The sequence below is a fragment of the Micromonospora sp. NPDC006766 genome (assembly GCF_040636055.1).
Taxonomy (GTDB): domain Bacteria; phylum Actinomycetota; class Actinomycetes; order Mycobacteriales; family Micromonosporaceae; genus Micromonospora.
The window spans coordinates 1-18,740 of sequence record NZ_JBEYIX010000063.1; the positions used below are offsets into that span (position 1 = coordinate 1).

18 protein-coding genes and 2 pseudogenes are annotated in these 18,740 nt (G+C 66.8%); 15 read left to right on the forward strand and 5 right to left on the reverse strand.

What is annotated here, in order from left to right:
- Positions 1-945 precede the first annotated feature (945 nt).
- The 3 genes from ABZ671_RS29155 to ABZ671_RS29165 all read right to left on the reverse strand — a co-directional run bounded on the left by ABZ671_RS29155 (position 946) and on the right by ABZ671_RS29165 (position 4,004).
- Complete coding sequence (locus ABZ671_RS29155; RefSeq protein ID WP_357864165.1) at positions 946-2,403, reverse strand: SEC-C domain-containing protein; 1,458 nt, start codon at positions 2,401-2,403, stop codon at positions 946-948.
- A 144-nt stretch (positions 2,404-2,547) separates the two neighbouring features.
- A complete protein-coding gene (locus ABZ671_RS29160; RefSeq protein ID WP_357864167.1) occupies positions 2,548-3,081 on the reverse strand; it encodes a hypothetical protein in 534 nt (177 codons plus the stop codon).
- Between the two features lie 500 nt (positions 3,082-3,581).
- A complete protein-coding gene (locus ABZ671_RS29165) occupies positions 3,582-4,004 on the reverse strand; it encodes a GntR family transcriptional regulator (protein WP_357864169.1) in 423 nt (140 codons plus the stop codon).
- Between the two features lie 552 nt (positions 4,005-4,556).
- Here ABZ671_RS29165 and ABZ671_RS29170 point away from each other — a divergent pair.
- From ABZ671_RS29170 to ABZ671_RS29185, 4 genes are all read left to right on the forward strand, one after another.
- Entirely contained in the window at positions 4,557-4,889 is a 333-nt protein-coding gene (locus ABZ671_RS29170) for a hypothetical protein (protein WP_357864171.1), read from the forward strand.
- 85 nt (positions 4,890-4,974) lie between these two features.
- Positions 4,975-5,220 carry a precorrin-4 C11-methyltransferase gene (locus ABZ671_RS29175; RefSeq protein ID WP_357864173.1) on the forward strand — a complete coding sequence of 82 codons (246 nt, stop codon included), beginning with the start codon at positions 4,975-4,977 and terminating at the stop codon, positions 5,218-5,220.
- A gap of 133 nt (positions 5,221-5,353) precedes the next feature.
- Complete coding sequence (locus tag ABZ671_RS29180; RefSeq protein ID WP_357864175.1) at positions 5,354-6,175, forward strand: GntR family transcriptional regulator; 822 nt, start codon at positions 5,354-5,356, stop codon at positions 6,173-6,175.
- Positions 6,163-6,939 carry a glycosyltransferase gene (locus ABZ671_RS29185; RefSeq protein WP_357864177.1) on the forward strand — a complete coding sequence of 259 codons (777 nt, stop codon included), beginning with the start codon at positions 6,163-6,165 and terminating at the stop codon, positions 6,937-6,939. Before ABZ671_RS29180 ends, ABZ671_RS29185 begins: the two co-directional genes overlap by 13 nt.
- Here the strand turns inward: ABZ671_RS29185 and ABZ671_RS29190 are convergent.
- Both ABZ671_RS29190 and ABZ671_RS29195 read right to left on the reverse strand, forming a co-directional pair.
- Positions 6,929-7,366 (reverse strand): annotated as a pseudogene (locus ABZ671_RS29190) (hypothetical protein). The gene ABZ671_RS29185 and the pseudogene ABZ671_RS29190 sit on opposite strands and share 11 nt — an antisense overlap.
- 91 nt (positions 7,367-7,457) lie before the next feature.
- The gene (locus ABZ671_RS29195; protein WP_357864179.1) at positions 7,458-8,585 is read right to left on the reverse strand and encodes a pentapeptide repeat-containing protein; all 1,128 of its coding nucleotides are present in this window, start codon (positions 8,583-8,585) and stop codon (positions 7,458-7,460) included.
- A gap of 233 nt (positions 8,586-8,818) precedes the next feature.
- Here ABZ671_RS29195 and ABZ671_RS29200 point away from each other — a divergent pair, with 233 nt between their 5' ends.
- From ABZ671_RS29200 to ABZ671_RS29250, 11 genes and pseudogenes are all read left to right on the forward strand, one after another.
- Entirely contained in the window at positions 8,819-9,214 is a 396-nt protein-coding gene (locus ABZ671_RS29200; protein WP_357864180.1) for a transcriptional regulator, read from the forward strand.
- Between the two features lie 181 nt (positions 9,215-9,395).
- Positions 9,396-10,991 (forward strand): FtsK/SpoIIIE domain-containing protein, encoded by a 1,596-nt coding sequence (locus tag ABZ671_RS29205; RefSeq protein ID WP_357864215.1) that lies wholly within the window; start codon positions 9,396-9,398, stop codon positions 10,989-10,991.
- Complete coding sequence (locus ABZ671_RS29210) at positions 10,988-11,242, forward strand: hypothetical protein (RefSeq protein ID WP_357864182.1); 255 nt, start codon at positions 10,988-10,990, stop codon at positions 11,240-11,242. The genes ABZ671_RS29205 and ABZ671_RS29210 overlap by 4 nt, the downstream gene beginning before the upstream one ends.
- A 5-nt stretch (positions 11,243-11,247) precedes the next feature.
- Positions 11,248-11,436: a hypothetical protein gene (locus ABZ671_RS29215; protein ID WP_357864184.1), complete on the forward strand. Its 189-nt coding sequence runs from the start codon at positions 11,248-11,250 to the stop codon at positions 11,434-11,436.
- Positions 11,433-11,969: a DUF2637 domain-containing protein gene (locus tag ABZ671_RS29220; RefSeq protein WP_357864186.1), complete on the forward strand. Its 537-nt coding sequence runs from the start codon at positions 11,433-11,435 to the stop codon at positions 11,967-11,969. Before ABZ671_RS29215 ends, ABZ671_RS29220 begins: the two co-directional genes overlap by 4 nt.
- A pseudogene (locus tag ABZ671_RS29225) lies at positions 11,966-13,743 on the forward strand (replication initiator). Before ABZ671_RS29220 ends, ABZ671_RS29225 begins: the two are co-directional and overlap by 4 nt.
- On the forward strand, positions 13,740-13,925 hold the full coding sequence (locus ABZ671_RS29230) for a helix-turn-helix domain-containing protein (RefSeq protein WP_018784531.1): 186 nt from the start codon (positions 13,740-13,742) through the stop codon (positions 13,923-13,925). Before ABZ671_RS29225 ends, ABZ671_RS29230 begins: the two are co-directional and overlap by 4 nt.
- Positions 13,922-15,385 carry a tyrosine-type recombinase/integrase gene (locus ABZ671_RS29235; RefSeq protein ID WP_357864188.1) on the forward strand — a complete coding sequence of 488 codons (1,464 nt, stop codon included), beginning with the start codon at positions 13,922-13,924 and terminating at the stop codon, positions 15,383-15,385. Before ABZ671_RS29230 ends, ABZ671_RS29235 begins: the two co-directional genes overlap by 4 nt.
- Before the next feature lie 157 nt (positions 15,386-15,542).
- On the forward strand, positions 15,543-16,748 hold the full coding sequence (locus tag ABZ671_RS29240; RefSeq protein WP_357864190.1) for a hypothetical protein: 1,206 nt from the start codon (positions 15,543-15,545) through the stop codon (positions 16,746-16,748).
- 615 nt (positions 16,749-17,363) lie between these two features.
- Complete coding sequence (locus ABZ671_RS29245; RefSeq protein ID WP_357864192.1) at positions 17,364-17,822, forward strand: hypothetical protein; 459 nt, start codon at positions 17,364-17,366, stop codon at positions 17,820-17,822.
- Between the two features lie 769 nt (positions 17,823-18,591).
- Positions 18,592-18,738, forward strand: coding sequence for a hypothetical protein (locus ABZ671_RS29250; RefSeq protein WP_357864194.1), 147 nt, complete (start codon positions 18,592-18,594; stop codon positions 18,736-18,738).
- Positions 18,739-18,740: the final 2 nt, after the last annotated feature.

Here is an 18,740-nt window from a genome sequence, read left to right on the forward strand (position 1 = left end):
ACGCCGGCATCAAGCCCGAGCCCGACGAGCCCACTACAAACGACGCCTCAACGCCGAACTTCAGCCATGATCCCGAACGGCGGCTGCCGTACTAGCGGACACGGGTTTTGCCTTGTGGGCGGACAACGCCATCCGCGCCTGCGGACACCTCCAGTCCGTGCCGGGGGACACGTCGTCGCTCGCAGTAGCCGGCTGGCGGAGAGCCTTTCGCAGGCGGCAAGCGCCCCGCAGGCTCGCATCAGCTTTGATGCGAAACGGTCGTGCCCTGCCGCACCGCTTCCGCTCCTCGCCGCGTTTGACGCGGCTGCGGTGCGGGTCGGCTTGCCACTGAATCTCGTGGTTCCGTTGGGATCCGGTGCTGGCCGGGAGGTCGCGCGGGTCCTTCCCTCAGGGCGATCGGCCTGCTGTTTGGCTGGATCTCCGTTACTTGCTGTGATCTGGACATTTGGTATGGGTCGGTGTCCGTGCGCGGGGAATTCCCAGTGACCGCCGCCAGCAGGTGGGGGCGAGACATCTCGCTTGCAAGTTCTGGGCGCTCCGTCCGGGCTGGTCCGCGCACGTCTCCGACGTTGGCGTTGATCCGTCGCCTGCTGGGTTCGGCTCTCATTATCCAGCCCTGTTGCTGTCACCGCTGCTGTCGACAGCAACAGGGCTGACTGCTTCGGTGTGAACGCGGGCACGCAGCATCATCGAGTGTCATCCGGTGCTGTCGGCCATGGCCCCCATGCCTGCATTTGCGGTGCATTGTTGGCCGCTGACGATGCTCTCGCTGCCTTTTCTCTGCCTACTAGCCAATGGATGGCCTAGGGCGGTCGCAATTGGCCTTGGCCCGCACCGGGGCCATATGTCAGCGTAAAATCCCACTCACACGAAAACGCTATTAGCGTCCTCAACCTACCAATTTGCTGGCGGGCTGTGTGAAACTACCCATCCCGTCTTTACCGGCTACCTCACTTCAAATTCCAGCATTCCCTGACAGCAGAACTTGAACTTGTGGCCACTTCCACACTCGCATGGCCGATATTGCCCTTCTTGGTAACCTTCTGGTTGCGCTATTTCAGCTTCAGATAGAGGAGCAAATTCCAATAAGGCGGCCCCTGGAGTGACGACAACGTTCAGGCTGGGTTCAGCTGGTATTCCCCAGTACTTGTCCAGCGCAGACTCCTCGACGGTATTTCCAGGTTGCGGCACTGCCCGAAGCTCCCTTGCCGGAACTCGCTGATGTTTAGTAAGAGCGGTCCAGACCGGCGCCGAGGAAGCGGTGCCTTTTGCGTCCAGCTTCGCCTTAACAACTTCTACCAACGCCGTCGTGGATGCAGCCGCGAGCCCACCTGATGGAAACGCTGCCTCAACCGCAAGGCCCGCCGCTAGCCCAAAGGCGTGGCCTCCGTACCTAATACCAGCGCGGGAGAGAGGGCCGCGATCAGCCTCTTTCTTTGCAGTGTCAAGAAGAGGTTGCAGCTTGACCCTTTCGCGATCACGCAGGTAAACCCCCTGTTCCGCTTGTGAACCACTAGGCAATTCACCGTAAATCTCGTAGATCTGCCGCCGGAATTCACCGAAGCTATCATCGTCGTGAATCGTGGCGATGACCTGCGGGCTAAGGCCATGAAAGAGCGGAATCTCAGAGGCGATTAATAGCTCAGGTACTCGCGCCTCGGCTTGGCGTAGCGCAGCCCCGGCGCGGTCGCATAGGAACCTCTCGAACGCGAACGGCGCGCAGTATGTGGCACCAACATGATCAGCAACAAGGAATTCGCGAGCGAAGTATCGTGTAGCAGCTCGTACAGCTTTGAGTAGTTGCTGCTCGCGCTCTCCGCCAGCAAATACGAACACGCCCCTCAGGTTGTCATCCTGTGCTAAATCGGTTGGATGAAACCTCTCGGTCACCTCGAACGGGGTCCTCAGTTGACTGAGGACGCTTTCGACGACTGACTCTACCTCGCCTTTCCTTGCACGATGAATCCGTGCTGCAGGAACGATTTGAATCAAGCCAGCACGCACGAGCGGCTTGAGCGCCATGAGACCTGGTACAACATTGACAAGGAATGCGCGCGTCTCTGCGACGTTCGGCCGACCCCCCTCCCGGAGAAACCCCGGCCGGCTAGCCATTGGCCGTTCAAGATAATACTGGTCCAGACTGAACCAGTCGGCAATTGGGTCTCGTACTATTACGCGATTGGCGTAGAGCAAAGAAGTTAGGATGAGGTCACTTGACTGCACTTCATAAGGATTAGCGGAGGGCCAGCCGCCAATGTAGGTTGCATCTGTTTCCGGGAGGGCGCTTTGATCGGCAACTGCCACCGCGAAACGGCGAACCTCCTCGCCAAAGTCCCATAAATGCCGTCCAGGAAGCCGTTGGAAATCGAGCCTCCCATCACGCCATCCGTAGTTTTCGATCACATCGATGATTGAATGCAATTTACGCTCGCTCCATCCATGCCTGACGTGAGATGAAATCTGATCATCTGGCTCAGACTCTCGATCGCCACTCAGCTAGTCACCCAGGTGACGTCTCGTCGCACCACCCGACGAGGATGGTGGCCGCTACAGCGCCAAGAAGATGTTTGCGGTTGGGCTGGTCATGTCGGCGTTCGCCCCGAGCACAATCGATGCGGTAACCAGAACTAACGCATCTGTATCTGTAACGTTGGGAACAAACCACCGGCGACTATCTACACTAAGACGGTTTACCAGGGCATCATTATCCATCAGGCAATACAGGGGACCACCATCGTCCGGTGGCACATAATCCCGCATTTGTTCGAGATTGGCCGGTCGAGTCAGCCCGTCGATGAGTGTCTTGAGACGATTGTCAGTGTCGCCTACCTGACGACGCTCTTGCGGGGTAAGGAGCAGGACGTCCAGCTCGACTGCGGTCCGCAGGTTTTGGTGAACCACCGAAACGAAAGCGTGGCCACCAATCGTGCTTGTGACGGCCTTGACGGTCTTCTCTGCGAGCCGCGAGCGAACCTGGGCAAGAATCTGGGAGTGGAAGGCGGTGCGCAGGTTGGCCTTCTCGCTCGTAATTCCTCGCTTACGTGGAGGCAGTGGCCCCTGATAGGTCAATGTCAACTTCACGACTTCTACGCTCCGGCTGTCACGCATCCAACATCATCGGGCTAGTCATGGACTGTACCTATGGGCTTCAACCCTTCTGGCGCAACGAATCGGATGCAAGTCTCAGTCCGCTGGTGCGTCGGAGGATCCAACGGCGAGCCGGGCGGTGGTCTGCTCGGCTTGCCCGCGTCGTCGGCTGGCGGAATGGCCCTCGCAATCACCCACGGACCGCAACGCGCGGACGGGAGCCCGGCCATCCTGGAGTCGTTGCGCCATGGCCGGAGGCGCAGTGACCGCAACAGGTCGACCGCCGCGATCCGCCGTGCGGACCCGGCGTGCCCTTCCCTGCGCCGCGTCGCTCGGGCGCGGCGTGGCTGGCTGCCGGCCCGCGAACCTCAACCACTCTCGGCGCTACCGTCTGCGGCGGCCCCGGGCTCCCCGCTCTCCGCGCCGGCCGCCGCCCGTTCAGGGCCGCCTTGAGGATGTGGTGAAAGTGCGCACGGAGTCTTACTGCCTCACTCTCACTGCCTCGCCCGGGGTAGTCGATAGGTTCTGACGACCTTCCCGACGGCCCCATTCGCTCGGGTGACATGCTCTTGTTCGATCAGGGCTGTACCCACCTCAACCGCGAAGAGGGCTGCAAGCTCCGGATCGGCGGCGACTTGGCGCTGTCGTGTGTCCGGCTCAGAACTCTTGTCCGACCCGCTCTCGTGCCGGCGGAGGTTTGCGTAGGTGCCGCGGCCGTGTTCGGTGGCCACTAAACCTGCCTCCCGTAGTACGGCTATGGCCTGACGGATTGTGCCGCGGGCAGCCCGGAATTCGGCCGTGAGTGCGCTTTCGGTTGGCAAGAGGGAGCCCGGCGGGATGACGCCACTCTCGATGCGCTTCCTCAGCTCGTCGGCGATGACGCGGTAGCGGGGCTGTCCGTAGTGCGGGGTGGGCACCTGCTCACCGTACCTGGCACTTGTCTTACCAAGTGCCAGCCAAGTGACCCGTTTCGACGTCTAGACAACTCGTCCACTTGTAGATACGTTTCCTGGTGTGCGACCACGGTGACGGCTCGTATCAGGGGTGGTGCCGGTGCCAGCCCTGGTCGCACCTGACGCGCGGCGTCCTGTTGGACCGGTTGCGGTAGCCGCGCGGACGAGTTGGCTCGGCGATACCCGACCCGTCCGGCGTCGGACGGTGCGCCGTGCCTTCATCCGGGCCGGTGGCCGGCTGCATTCCCCCGTGGTCGGCCACCGGTCCCCGTCTACCTGTGGAGGTGCGATGTCTGGTTCTCATCGTCGGCGCCGCTGGTTCTCGTCCTGGTGGTCCCGGAAGCGCCCGCCGACCCGGGCCGCCAGGAGCAACATGCCCCCGGCTCCGCGCCCGGTGTCCGTCCCGTCCTCGCCGTGGTGGTCGGTCGGGCCGACGCGGCAACTGCCCACGCTGCGATACGCGCCGCTGATGACCCTCGGGCAGATCTATCGGGGCAACGGCGGGCGGTGGCCACGATGACGCGTACGAACAAGCCGGACGCTGTCATCAGCCACCCGGACTGGTGCGCCCCGGACCGCTGCGGTCATCTGGTGCCGCCGGTGATGGCGCACATGGCCCGCCGTCATCGCGGCCCGATGTACCGGTTCGGCGAATCCAGGGCGGGCGGCATGGTGGTCACGTACCTCATCGGCACCGACGCCCGGGCGCCGCTGATCGCGGTCCACGCGACGTGCCGGGCCGGGAACGCCTGGGCTGAGCTGTCGCTGGCACAGGCTGCCCAACTGGTCGAGCGACTTCGAGGTCTGCTCGACCAGGCCGGCGGCCACGCCGGGAGCGACGATGAGTAGGCGCCGGGGAGCGGCTGAGAGTAGGCCGTCGGCCGCGCCCGCTACGTGCCCGAAGTGGTGCCGGGGCTGCGGGCCGAACGATCCGATGCACCGGGGCTTGATCGCCACCATCGGGCGGGAGCCGAACGGGTGGATCAGCGTCCAACTGCTGCTCGACCGGTTCGCGCGCCGGGACCTGGCCGTAAAGCTCGACACGACCCGTGACGGCGCTACCCAATCGATCCTGCTCTCCCGGACCCAGTTGGACCGGCTCATCTACGAGCTGACCTACGCCCGGCTCGTGATGATGACCAAAGGTCGGCTTCTGGAGGGCCACGATGAGCGCCACTGACCGACGGCTCACCAGCCAAAGGCCCCCGCTGGGCAGGCAGCAGACGAGGCGGCCCGCGGCGGCCGTCACCCCGGTACCCGAGCGGCCGGCTGGGGGGACCACCTGGCAGACGTTGGAACGTCTAGGGGGTACGGTGACCGGTGTGCATGGCCGGGACTGGCGCCCTCGTTACCTGCAACTCGCGGAGGAGTTGCGGGCGAAGATCATGGGCGGGGAGTTGGCCCCCGGCACGCTGATGCCGAGCGAGACAGAGTTGGCCGAGTCGTCCGGCCTGTCCCGCACCAGCGTGCGTAACGCGATCCGTCAGCTCCGGGAATGGGGCCTGGTCCGCGCGGAGCAGGGGCGCGGCACCTACGTGAGGGCACCCCGGCAGCGGGTACGCCGTCGTAACGCCGAGCGGTACCAGTGGGAGAAGAACCGGGTTCTGCTCGACGAGACTGAGCGGTTGAAGACCGGTGCCATCGAGCACGACACCGGCCTGACCGTCGATGACCTCAAGTTCCACGCCGAGTACAGCCGCGTGGAAGCGGACGAGGAGATGGCGGCGGCCCTGCGGGTCGAGCCGGGTACGGCGCTGTTGCGTCGGGTCTACTGGACGTCCTCCCGGCACGAGAACGCGCCGCTGACCATGTCGTACTCCTACCTGCCCTATGACCTGGTGGCCGCGAACCCGGACCTGCTCGACGCGGGCAAGGAGCCCTGGCCCGGGGGTACGCAGCATCAGCTCCACACGCTCGGCATCGAGCTGGACCGGATCGAAGACGAGATCCGCGCCCGTCCGCCGTCGCCGGACGAGGCCGAGCTGTTGGACATCGATCCGGGCGTCTCGGTGCTCACCGTGCGCAAGACCTCGATCGACACGACCGGCCGGGTCGTCGAAGTGGCGGACGTGGTGATGCCGGGCGACCGGACCGAGCTGGTCTACTCCCACAAACTGCAACGGTGGAAAACGTGACGCAGCTCGTCTCGGTCATCACGCCGGTCCACGCGCCTAGCATCCCGTACCTGGCGGACACATACGCGTCGCTGGTCAAGCAGGAGATGCCCGGCGGGTGGGACTGGCAGTGGCTCGTCCAAGAGGACGGGCAGACCGGTGCCCTGGTCGACGCGCTGCCCGACGACCCTCGGATCAGTGTTGGCTCCGGCCGGGCCGGCGGGCCGGGTGTTGCCCGTACCCTCGCTCTTTCCCGGGTTTCCGGGGAACTCATCAAGGTGCTGGACGCTGATGACCAGTTGACTCCCGGTGCGCTCGCCCGGGACATCGCCGCGTTCGACGCGCATCCGCAGATCGGCTGGACCACCTCGCGGGTGCTCGACCTGCTGCCCGACGGCTCGACCGCCGGGTGGGACAAGGACCCGGCCGGCGGCGTCATCGCCCGCGGCGCCGTCCTGTCTTTCTGGCGTACGAACGACCACCGGGCATCCGTGCACCCGGCGACACTGTGCCTGCGGCGGGATCTCGTCTTCGCCCTGGGTGGCTGGATGGCCCTGCCCGCCTCCGAGGACACCGGCCTGCTTCTCGCCGCCAACGCGGTCAGCGAGGGCTACTTCACTCGTGAATACGGCCTGCTCTATCGCAAATGGCCTGGTCAGGTCACCGGTCAGGCCGCGCACCGGGAACCCGCCGAGTATCAGGCACGAATGAGGATCATCGAGGCCAGAGCCAACGCCCTGGCTTCGATGGTCCCGCACGGCTTCGCCGGCGGCGTTACGGCGTAGCCTCGTGCCCCGGCATCCCAGGGGTACGGCGTCGCTGCTTCATCTCCGCCTCGTAGATGTGCCGCCGACCGCCGGCCAGGCGTTCCCGGGCGTCCCGCTCGATCTCCTGGAACGCGGCGTAGTAGCCGTCGTCGAACTCCTCCACGATCTGGAACGTCCACCGCCCGGGTAGCACGTTCCGGCCTAGCAACTCGCGCCCCACGCGGTCGGCGACCTCGCTGTGTCCCGCTTCGCGCAGCAACTTTGACCACGCGGTCGAGCGTCAGGTCCGCCCTGCCGACCAACTGGTGGGCCGAGTAGAGATGGCCTCGTACTCGGTGGATGGTCTCCAGCGCCTTGCTCAACTCGCCAAGCGCCGTCACCGTGGCGTCATCCAAGCCACGGGGCGCGAGTGTTCCTCGTCAATAGACCGGTTCTCGTCGCTCATCCTGCGGTCGTTACCCAGAGGAATCGTTTCTACGCCGGGCCCTTTGAGCCGCTGGCCTGCGTTTCGCGAGAGTGCAGGACATGTAGCAGGCTTACCTGCTGACCCGTCGACGATGGGCGTAGCTGGCGAGACGAGCGAGCCAAGTCGTAGAAAATATTCTGGCCCCAGAGACTAGCCTTGCTTGTTCAAGTTGCTGCTCTGTCAGCCCGACAGCCTCATCGGTGCCGTCCTCATCCACAAAGTACGCCCGACGCAGGTCTGCACCACCCAGTTTTGCATCCGTCATATCTGCGGACAGGAAGACTGCGCCCCTTAGATCAGAGCTAGTAAAATGTGCGCGAGTGATCACTGCCGCCAAAAAGGAGGATCCTCGCGCTTTTGCCTTATGAAAGTAGGCTCCGCTGCACGTCGAATGGTCGAAGTTTGAACGGCGAATATCCGCATTTGAAAACCATGAGCGACTGAGGCTCGCGTGCATGAAGGACGCGTAGGTTACCTTTGCATCGATGAAGTATGCCCCATCTAAGGCGCTGTTGAAGAACTCCGCATACCTGAGGTCGCCACCTCGAAAGCTTGCTCCCCGCAGGTCGAGATCTGAAAGATTCAATGGCTCCCTCTCGCTGCGACGAGGTCTATGACATAAGGCTGAGAGGGCTGCTTGGACGTCAGGATCGGGTTCGGTGGAGGCCTTTGGCGCGGGGAGACTCTGAGATTCAGATCGCAAGCGGGTGCGGTCTCGGATGAAGGAGATCAGAACCTCCACAGTATCTGCGTGATGGCCGGGCGAGTCACGCATTACGTGCTCCAAGGCGCGAACAGCCCCTACCCGCAAGTACATCTCGCTAGAACCGAGCCGCTCAAGCGCTTTCGTAAATCGGTCCGTCATTTGCCCGCGATGGGCGAGCCTGTAGTTGCGCGCCGTGTAAAGCAAGCCTATTCCAACAACTACCGCGCCGCCTACGGATAGAACGAGCACGCGTGCATTGTGTACGGCGTTCAACTTGGCTTCGGCAGTAGCTGCCGCGAATGCTGTCGAATCGACCATGCGAGGAGCCCAGGCAAGGGCGAGGCCATAGGCGAGCGCTCCTGCGGAGACCGCTATGAGCAGTGCTACCGCACGTAGCCATTTTTTCAAGGGTCTGCCATATTTATGTCTCAAAATTGGCCAAGAAAGCATCCAATTGTATAAGAGCCGGTCGCGATCGATGTTCTTAAGCATCTCGAAGGTCCCTTCTGGTGACCAACATTTTTGCGGCCGAAGTTCTCTTGATGGGTGGCCGGGGGTGTCGGATGGCCGACGATGGGCGGCGGGGCTGTGATGCTCCTCGGGCCGGAGGGCTCCGACTCGACGTGGGTAGGCCCTTCCGTGGCCGACTTGTTGACTTGTCTGCCAAGTGGCGTCTACCTTGGATCGCAACTTGGCAGACAAGTTAACAAGCTGGAGGTTGAGCGATGGCTCTGCGAGGCGGCACGCGGTTCGCCGTGCGGTTCGAGGACGTGTTCCCGGCCGGGTGCGCGTTGGTGCCCGAGTCCCTGGGTGAGGTCGAGGACTACGACGAGAAGACCGGCCGGCGTAGCCCGGCGAAGGACAAGGTGACCGGCCAGCGGGTGTGGCAGGTCCGGGTGATGGACCTTGACCCCGAGCTGGGGAAGCGGTCGCGGGAGACGACGGTGAAGATCTCCGCCGACTACCAGCCGGTGCCGCCCACGGGTGCGCCGTTCGAGGCGGTGGAGTTCGACGGCATGACCGTCACGCCCTACGTGGCCAACAACAACCGGATGGCGTACTCGCTGCGCGCGACCGGGCTACGCGCCCCGGCGGGCGTGGCCAAGAAGGCGGCGGCGTAGCCGCTTCGGGTGGGGGCGGGGCTGTCAGGTCTTGGCGGACGGCAGCCCCGCCCTCTGTCTCTTCCCCCTGCTCTGGCGAGAGAGGTAGCGACGTGTCCAAGGGTATGCCTGCCTTCGGGCGGGTGCTGGTAGCGGTCGTGCGGGGTGCGCGATGATCCGCCGGCCGCGTGGTGAGGTCGTGATGACCACGGCCGGGGATCTGATGGTGATCCGGCCGCGCCGGCTGGAGCTGCCGGTCTGGCTGATCGCGCTCGGCCTGATGCTGCGGTGGCTGTGCCGGGGGCTGTGGTGGTGCCTTCGCCACCCGGTCACCGTCGGCCTGGTGGTGGCCGGCGTGCTGCTCTACCGGGAGTTCGGCCGGTCCGGGCTGATCGTGCCGCTGGTCCTGGCTGGCTTCGTGTCGGCGGTGTGGCGGTGGAAGCACGAGGCGTCCTGGTGGGCCTGGTGCGCTGGTCCGCTGCTCGGTCGGTTCCGTCAGGTGTTCGTCTACCGGCGGGCCTGGCGAGAGGCCATGACCCTGTGCGGGCTGACCCGCACGTATGACCATCGGGTCGTCCTGCCGCAGCTGCTGCGGGTGCGCTCGGATCAGGCGCTCGATGTGCTGACCATCCGCATGGTGCGCGGCCAGACACCGGAGGAGTTCCAGCGGGTCACGGCAAACCTGGCGTACGCCTTCGGCCGTCGGCACGCCCGGGTCTACTCCGAGCGTCCGGGGGAGCCATCGGTGCGTACCGGCTACTGGGCGATGGCGCTTGGGGCGGTGGACCGGCTGCGGTACCGGGACCGGCCCTCGCTGGTCTATCTGGTGCTGGTCCGCACGGACGCGCTGCGCACGGTCGTGATGCCGTTCGACGTGCCGCCGGTGCCGGACTTCACCGCGCTGCCGCTGGCTCGTCGCGAGGATCTGCGGCACTGGTGCCTGCACCTGCTCGCCACGCACGTGCTGATCGGCGGGGCCACCCGGTCCGGCAAGGGCTCGGTGCTGTGGTCGCTGGTGCGGGCACTCGCTGGCGGGGTCGCCTCCGGGCTGGTGCGGCTGTGGGTGATCGACCCCAAGGGCGGCATGGAGTTCGCCATGGGCCGGCCGCTGTTCGCCCGGTTCGCCTGCAAGTCGTTCGAGGCGATGGCGGACCTGCTCGACGAGGCCGTGACGGTGATGCGGGAGCGGCAGACCCGGCTGGCCGGCGCGGTGCGGGTACACACCCCGACCGAGGCTGACCCCCTGGTCGTGGTCGTCATCGACGAAATGGCGGCGCTGACCGCGTACCTCCAGGACGTCGACCTGCGCAAGCGCATCGCGTCCTTGCTGGGGCTGCTGCTGTCCCAGGGTGCCGGGGTCGGCGTCCTGGTCGTGGCCGCGTTGCAGGACCCCCGCAAGGAGGTGCTGCCGTTCCGGGACCTGTTCCCGACCCGCATCGCGCTCGGCCTGACCGAGGCGGCTCAGGTTGACCTCGTGTTGGGCGACGGTGCCCGTAACCGGGGTGCCCTGGCCGACCAGATGCCCCGGTGGGCGAAGGGCGTCGGGTACGTGATCCTCGACGGCACGCCGGAACCGGCGCGGGTCCGCTTCTCGTACGTCTCCGACGACCACATTCGCGAGTTGGCCACCGGCTACCCGGCCCCGGCCGACGCGGCGGACATCCTCACCCAGGTCGGCCGGGAGACCGCCGACGAGCCGACCCGGCCGGCACTGCCTCGGCGTCCTCGTGGGCCGCTGCTGCCGGACTCGCTGCTCACCTTCCTCGACCGCGACACCGACGGGGGTGAGCCGCGGTGACCGCCTCGACCTTCTACCGGCTCCGCGCTCCGAACCCCGACGGCGCGACCAGCACCGCCGTCTCCGTGCGCGTCGACCCGGACCGGCCGGACCCGTACCCGGTTTATCTCGCGGTCGGCGGTGGCCGGCGCCGCATGCACCTGACCCCCGACGAGGCGTGGGCGCTGTGGCGCTGCCTCTCCGAAGCGGTCGCCTCCCTCGGCGAGCCGCCCGACCACATCCGTACCCGCGTCGCCCCGGCCCGGAGGTAACCCCGATGTCCCTCAAGCGCTTCTTCCTCGGCACCCACCGACTCAAGCCGCTGCACATCGACCTGAACGGCTCCCCGGACCGGCTCGCCGCCGCCCTGCACGGCCTGGCCCACATGGTCCACCGCCGCCGCGACCTCGACGGACAGCGAATCCGCATCACCATCGTCGTCCGCAACCCCGAGAGCGGCCAGTGATCCGCGCTCGTGCCGAGTCCGGCGCCCGCCTGCTGATCCTGCTTGCCGTCGGGATCATGGCCGGTGCTGCGGCCTTCACCCACGTCCACGATCTGACCGTCGCCCACGGCCAGCCCGACTGGATCGGCTGGGCCAACGCGGTAGCCGTCGAGCTGATGGCCATCTACCTCGGGCTGGAGATCCGCGCCCGGCGCCGCGCTGGCCGACCGGTCGGCATGGTCGGCGTGCTCCTGGTCGCGTTCGCCCTGCTCTCCCTCGCCGCCCAGGTCGCGGAAGCCGAACCGTCCATCTGGGGCTGGATCGTCGCGGCCGTGCCGTCGCTGGCCTTCCTCGCCCTGGTCAAGGTCGTCCTGTCCAGCGCATCGGCCACCCCGCCGGCTCCCGAGCCGGACCAGCCCCAGGCCGACTGGTACGCCGAACCGGAGCAGCCCGTACCGCCGGCTCCCGTGGTGCCGTCGACCCCGGCCGCGGTGCTGCCTCCGCTCGGCGTCGTCCAGCCCAACCGGCCGCAGGTCGTGGGGATCATCCGATGACCGCTCCGACCCTGCCCGGCCTTGCCCCCGCCGCCCCGGCCCCGGCTGCTCCTCGACCGGGGTCGCGGGCGGCCCGCATGGCGCTGCCCCGCTCGGTCGACGTGCTCAAGCAGATCGCCACCGAGTACGGCGTTTGCATCTCCGACCGCTCGCCATGCGCCGCACCGCCCTCGACACCGGCCTGACCGAGGTCATCGACCTGCCCTGCGGCGCCACCCGCGAGGACAAGTGCCCGCCGTGCGCCAAGAAGAACCGCCGGCTGCGGCAGGCCCAGATCCGCGAGGGTTGGCACCGCGATGACGAGCCGCTACCCGGCCCGGAACCCGCAACCGAGGCACAGAAGTCTCTGATCCTGTTCCGGGCACACCTGGAGTTCTCCCGCGACGAGGCGGTCCGCGCCGCCCAGTGGGAGCAGGTCGCCGACATCGACGAGGCCATCCGCGAGGTGGAAGAGGCCATCGCCGCTGAGGGCCTGCGCGGGCGCGTCGGGCCACCCCACGCGGGCGTCGACGAGGACCAGGACGACGAGCCCGGCCGCCGGCGCAAGCGCTCCACCAAGCGGCGCCAGGATGCCCCAGACCTGCCACGGCGCAAGGTCGAGCGGCGCACCGTCGGCCGCACCTACACTGCCCCGGACGGCTCCACCTACCGGCCGTCGATGTGGCTGACCCTCACCCTCGACTCGTACGGCCCGGTCCGCCTGGACGGCACCCCGCTCAACCCCGACCGGTACGACTACCGCCGGGCGGCCTGGGACGCCGTGCACTTCCCTCGACTGCTCGACCGGTTCTGGCAGAACCTGCGCCGCTGCGAGGGCTGGAACGTCCAGTACGCCGGCTGCGTCGAGCCGCAACGCCGTCTCGCTCCACACGCGCACCTCGCCATCCGGGGCACGATCCCCCGGGACGTGCTGCGCACCGTGGCGGCGGCGACCTATCACCAGGTGTGGTGGCCGGCGGTCGACGTCCAGCGGTACGACCTCGACCGGCTCCCGGTCTGGGACGAGCAGGCAGCGGCGTGGGTCGACCCGGACACCCGCGAGCCGCTGACCACCTGGACGGACGCACTTGACGCCATCGACGACGACCGGGCCGCCGAGCCGGTGCACGTCGTCCGCTTCGGCGCCCAGGTCGACGCTCGCGGCGTCATGCCCGGCACCGAGGACGCCGAGCGGACCATCCGGTACGTCACGAAGTACATCACCAAGCACACCGGCGACTGCCACAAACCGACCACCGACCGGCAGCGGGCACACCTCGACCGGCTCTGGCAGCAACTCCAGATCACGCCCTGCACCGACCGGTGCGCCAACTGGCTGCTCTACGGCGTCCAGCCGCGCAAGGCACACGCCAAGCTCAAGCCCGGCCGCTGCAAAGGCAAGGTCCACCAACGAGACACCCTCGGCATCGGCGGCCGGCGCATCCTCATCTCCCGCGACTGGTCCGGCAAGACCCTCGCCGACCACAAGCACGACGTACGGGCCTGGGTCCGGGCACTGCTCGGTGCCACCACCGACAGCGCCACGGCCGGCGGCGCCGGGCAACTCGTCGACGAGCAGGGCGACACCGCCGAGCGGGTCCGGCACGCCTGGGAACTCGCCCGGCCAGACGACCCCGACGTGGGACCCCTGTCCCACCGGCTCATGCGTTCGATCAGCGAACGCGCCCGCTGGCGGGCCGAACTGCTCGCCGCCAAGGACCGGGCCGCGCAGGGGTCCTCAGATCTTTCGGCAACTCAACACAGCGCACAGCACCACGGGGAGGAGACGCAGTGAACGAGGAACTTTTGACCGTGCCGGAAGTGCTCGCCGAGCTGCGCGTACCGCGCTCGACCTGGTTCTACTGGCGGCAGACCGGCAAGGGGCCACGGGTGATCAAGCTCCCGAACGGGCAGCTTCGGGTCCGCCGGTCGGCGCTCGGGCGGTGGCTCGGTGAGCTGGAGCAGGACGCGGCGTGAAGAGCTACGAGGTCCAGATCTGGGAGATCGGCAAGCGCGCTGACCGGAAGGCTCGGCCCTGGCGGGTCCGTTGGGCGGTGGGTGGCCGGCGCTTCGAGGAGATGTTCCGTACCAAGGCTCTGGCGCACTCGTTCCGCGCCGAGCTTGTCCAAGCGGCCAACGCGGGGGAGCCCTTCGACCCGGCAACCGGTCGCCCGGTCTCCGAGGCGAGGACCAAGAACCCCACCACCTGGTACGCGCACAGCCGCGCGTACGTCGAGATGAAGTGGCCCCGGGCGGCGGCCAAGACCCGGCGGTCGATCGTCGAGGCGTTGACCTCCATCACGGTGACCCTGACCCGGCCGACCAAGCGGGGCCGACCGGATGACGCCCTGCTCCGTGAGGCGCTGTACCTCTACGGGCTGAACCCCCGTCGCTACCTCTACGGGCTGAACCCCCGTCGCTGGTCCGAGGAGATCCCCTCCGAACATGCGGCGGCGCTGGCCTGGCTGGAAACCGCGTCCCTGCCGGTCGTCGAGCTGGACTCGCCCGCGATGGTCCGCCGGGTCCTCGACAGCCTGTGCGTACGCCTCGACGGCAAGCCCGCGGCTGCCTCCACCGTCCAGCGGAAGCGGGCCACCTTCTACAACACGCTCGGGTACGCCGTCGAGCTGGAGCTGATCGACTCCAACCCGGTCGACCGGGTGCAGTGGACCGCCCCGGAGGTGGCGCAGTCCATCGACCGACGGGTGGTGGCAAGCCCGGCTCAGGTTGCCGCGCTGCTGGAGGCGGTCAAGTCTCTCGGCAAACGGGCCGACAAAGTGACGGCGTTCTTCGGCTGCCTCTACTACGCGGGCATGCGCCCCTCTGAGGCGGCGGACCTGCGGCGGGACGACTGCGACCTGCCTGGCCGCTGCGTCGGCTGCGGGGCCGACTTCGACGACCTGGCGGCGGTCAAGCCGTCCGGAACCTGCGATCACGAGAAGATCGAATACCGCTGGGGTCGCCTGGTGCTCGCCGGCACCTCGCCGCGCGCCGGCTCGCGCTGGACCGATGACGGCGGCTCGCACGAGCGGCGCGGCCTCAAGCACCGGGCGCGGCAGGAAACCCGAACCGTTCCGATCCCGCCCCGGCTCGTCGAGCTGCTGTGCGCGCACGTCGAGAATCACGGCGTTAGCCCGGATGGTCGCTTCTTCCGGGGCCTGCACGGCGGACCGCTCTCCGAATCGGTCTACGACCGGTGGTGGAAACTCGCTCGCGAGAAGGCGCTGACCGAGGCTCAGGCAGCCTCGCCGCTGGCCCGTCGTCCCTATGACCTACGTCACGCGGCGGCCTCGCTCTGGCTGAATGCCGGCGTCCCGCCGACCGAGGTCGCCCGGCGCCTGGGCCACGGCGTCGCCGTCCTGCTCCGCGTCTACGCCAACTGCATCGATGGGGGAGACGACACCATGAACGACAAGATCGGCGATGCCCTGGCGTAAGGTGCTGCCGGCCTGGGCGATGTTCGCGGGTGCCCGGCTGTGTGGGGATGTGGACGAGGTGCGCTAAAAGGAGGGGGTGAAGTTGCCCACGTCGCAAGACTCGACCCGGCCTGAGGTTCATGTCGCGGTTGGTCCGATTCCAGCTACTGATGGTCCGGTGCCGGAACTGCGGCTCTGGGGCATCCGCCGGTCGATCGCGCTGGCTGTGACGGCTGCGTTGTTGCTGGTCGTGGGTTTGTTTGCTGCGGCGCTTCGGTACGCCGGTTGGCCTGGCCTTGAGCGGGATGGAACGGTCACAGCAGCCACCCTGTTCGACCTCTTGAAGCTTGTCTTCGCCGTTGTGGCGGGCGTCGGTGGTGTCGCAGCCCTGGTCGTCGCTTATCGGCGGCAGCGAGTAGCAGAGCACGCAAACGCCTTGGCGGAAATCGATCAAAAACTGGCGCACGCTGCTGATCTGCGTGCCGAAGTGACCAAAGCTCTTGCTGAGGCGGCCGACGAACGGGCAAAAATCGAGACTGATCGCAACGGCGTCCGGCTGTTCAACGAACGCTTCACCAAGGCATCCGAGCAGCTCGGATCGGAGAAGGCTGCCGTCCGTCTGGCGGGCGCCTACGCGATGGCTGGCCTTGCTGATGACTGGCGGGAGGGGCGACAGACCTGCATTGACGTCCTCTGCGCCTACCTCCGCATGCCCTACACCCCACCCCCGGACGCTTCGAACGAAGCACCGGCACAGGCCGACGACCCGGCGCCGGCTGTGGACGTGGGCACGGCGTGGACCGCTCGCGAAGAGCGGGAGGTGCGTCATACCGTCATCCGTCTCATCGGTAGGCACTTGCGCCTTGCTGACGACAATGCAACCTCCTGGCGTGGCTACGACTTCGACTTCACTGGCGCAGTCTTTGACGGCGGGGACCTCGCGGACGTCACGTTCAGTGGTGGGCGCGTGTCCTTCGCCGAGGCCCAGTTCATTGCTGGACGCTCGTACTTCGCTGGGGCAGTGTTCAGTGGCGGGCAGGTGTCCTTCGCCAAGGCGGTGTTTGCCGGCATGGAGGTGTCATTCGACGGGGCCGTGTTCAGTGGTGGGCGGGTGTCCTTCGCCAGGGCGGTGTTCAAAGGTGTGCGTGTGTCGTTCGACGGGGCGGAATTCAAAAGTGGGCGAGTGCACTTCCTCAACGCGGTGTTCAGCGATGGGGCTACATCGTTCGACGGAGCGGTGTTTGGCCGGACGGTGTCCTTCGGCGAGGCGGTGTTCAGTGGCGGGCGTGTCTCCTTCGAGGAGGCAGACTTTGAAGTCCCGCCGAGATTCGACAGTTGGCCCGGAGGGCGGCCTCCGGACGGCCTCATCTTGCCGAGGTCGTGAGCCCCTGTGGGCGTGGGTAGATGGTGGGCGGGCTGTCCCGCCCGGCCTGAACCGGGAAGAGAAGCAGCAGCTCAGCACGGCTAACCGGTACAAAATCGCGGACGCCCTGTAAATCCGTCGCGAAAGCTACAGAGGTTCGAATCCTCTACCCGCCACCAGGGGCCGCTTTTATGAGCCTCACTCGTTCCCGCTTCAGCCGACGAGACGTGACGCGGCGAGCAGGGGCACCGACAGCTCCCGCCCTGCCCGGCAGTAGGCCCCGGTGGCGGTTTGGAAGCCGGCTTGGAGTTGGCAGGCAGATTCTGGCCTGGTGGTCCGTGCCGTATTCGTGTCGCAGGGCGGGGGATGGATCGCGTATCAGCAGGTCAGCCCCGTGAGCTTCGTGGTCTTGAAAGCCTCTCAGCCGCGTACACGCTCCCGGCGGACGACGGCCACGCGTGTCGCACGGGGCCTCCACAAGATCGTTCTGGGTGTAGCGTCCACATCGCATTAATGATCATGCGGTGGCCGTCTCGCGCCGACCAGGGTTCGGCAGCAAGATCTCAAACGGCGGCTGCCGTACGAGAAAGTTCCGGGGCGGCCACCGCGCGGCCGTCCAGGAGGGAGTAGGAGAGCATGAATCTCACCCGGAAGGTGCTGGCGTCGGTCGCCGCGCTGGCCGCGTCGTTCGCCGCGGTGCAGGTGATCACCGAGGCGCCGTCGCAGGCCGCTGTTTCGTGTTCGGGGACGGTCACTTACCGCAAGGCGGTCCCGGCGAGCAACCCGGTGATGGAGTTGGTCATCTACTACAACAGCACGAACGGCGGCACCAACAGCGCCTGCGTCAACCATCTCGGCGCGGCGTACGGGAAGCCCGCCCCGACCTGGGTGCACATCTCGCGGTGCGCTCAGACCTCGGGCAAGGGCAACGCCTGCGCGATTACCGAGGCGTCCACTACCGACGATGGCGTCTACTCGTACTACGCGGGTCCGCGCGGCGTCACCGGCACCGCCAACAACTGCGTGTCCGCGTCCGGCGGAATACTCTGGAACAACCAATCGTACTCGATCGTCAGCGGCACCCAGGGCTGCTGAGCGGCCACGGTGACCGCTAAGGGTGGGCACCGCGCGCCGGTGCGGGCGGACGGCCCTCGGGGCGTCCGCCCGCGCCCGTAAGCTCGTCCCGAGCGGCTGCAGGGCGCCCGCCGGAAGGGCTACACCTGCCTACTGCATGAGGTCGTGTCGCATGTGTGTCGCCAGCAGGGCGAGACAGCCCATAAGGCCAGGTCAGGGCTTTGAGTGTGGCGCACTGTAAGTCCGCCGCGAAAGCTGCGGAGGTTTCGAAACCTCAACCTGCCACCCGCCGGGGCCACGACCCGGAAGGACGATCCCGCCGACGAGCGCCCCACGCCCGCCCGCGCGGGCCTGGGCGTTCGCTCGCCATGTACGAGCTGGCAGGACATCCCGCTACGGACAGGACGGCCGGCGGAGACGGCAACCTGACGTGAATGAGGGACGGGACACGCTGGCACTTAGACACGACATAGGTATGGTGGTCTATGCGTGTTCAGTCGACCGGGCCCTTCGTGCGTATCACGTCATGACATAGCGTGACGATCCGCAGGGTGGGGCTTTGCGTGGTTCGATCTGTTCGTGGTGAAGGTCTGATTCTGCAGTAGGCGCAGTGGTCGAGCGGGCCTGGCTGCCCTGATCTGGCTGGCAGCCCAGGTGTTCCTCAGACCGAACGGCGCGACCTCCGCGCCAGTCGGATCGACGCAGCTCCCACAGCTTCTCTGAGGTGGTGCCGTATGGCAGCATCATGGGCACTTGTCATTGTTGTGTCTTCCTGACGACAGGAGCAATCATGTCTGGTCGAAAGCTGGGCCGACTGCTTGGCTCGCTCTTCCTCCTGGCCGCGCTGCTCGGCGCTGGCGCCGGCGTTGGCGCAGGAACCCCTGCGGACCTCAGCGTCTCCGGAGCCGAGCGGCCTACGGACATCGTCTGGCAGTGAAC

Coding starts and splice junctions, on each gene's coding strand:
- ABZ671_RS29170 (WP_357864171.1), top strand. CDS start 4,557: ATGACGCGTACGAACAAGCCGGACGCTGTCATCAGCCACCCGGACTGG.
- ABZ671_RS29175 (WP_357864173.1), top strand. CDS start 4,975: ATGCACCGGGGCTTGATCGCCACCATCGGGCGGGAGCCGAACGGGTGG.
- ABZ671_RS29195 (WP_357864179.1), bottom strand. CDS start 8,585: ATGCTTAAGAACATCGATCGCGACCGGCTCTTATACAATTGGATGCTT.
- ABZ671_RS29200 (WP_357864180.1), top strand. CDS start 8,819: ATGGCTCTGCGAGGCGGCACGCGGTTCGCCGTGCGGTTCGAGGACGTG.
- ABZ671_RS29205 (WP_357864215.1), top strand. CDS start 9,396: ATGACCACGGCCGGGGATCTGATGGTGATCCGGCCGCGCCGGCTGGAG.
- ABZ671_RS29215 (WP_357864184.1), top strand. CDS start 11,248: ATGTCCCTCAAGCGCTTCTTCCTCGGCACCCACCGACTCAAGCCGCTG.
- ABZ671_RS29245 (WP_357864192.1), top strand. CDS start 17,364: ATGAATCTCACCCGGAAGGTGCTGGCGTCGGTCGCCGCGCTGGCCGCG.
- ABZ671_RS29250 (WP_357864194.1), top strand. CDS start 18,592: ATGTCTGGTCGAAAGCTGGGCCGACTGCTTGGCTCGCTCTTCCTCCTG.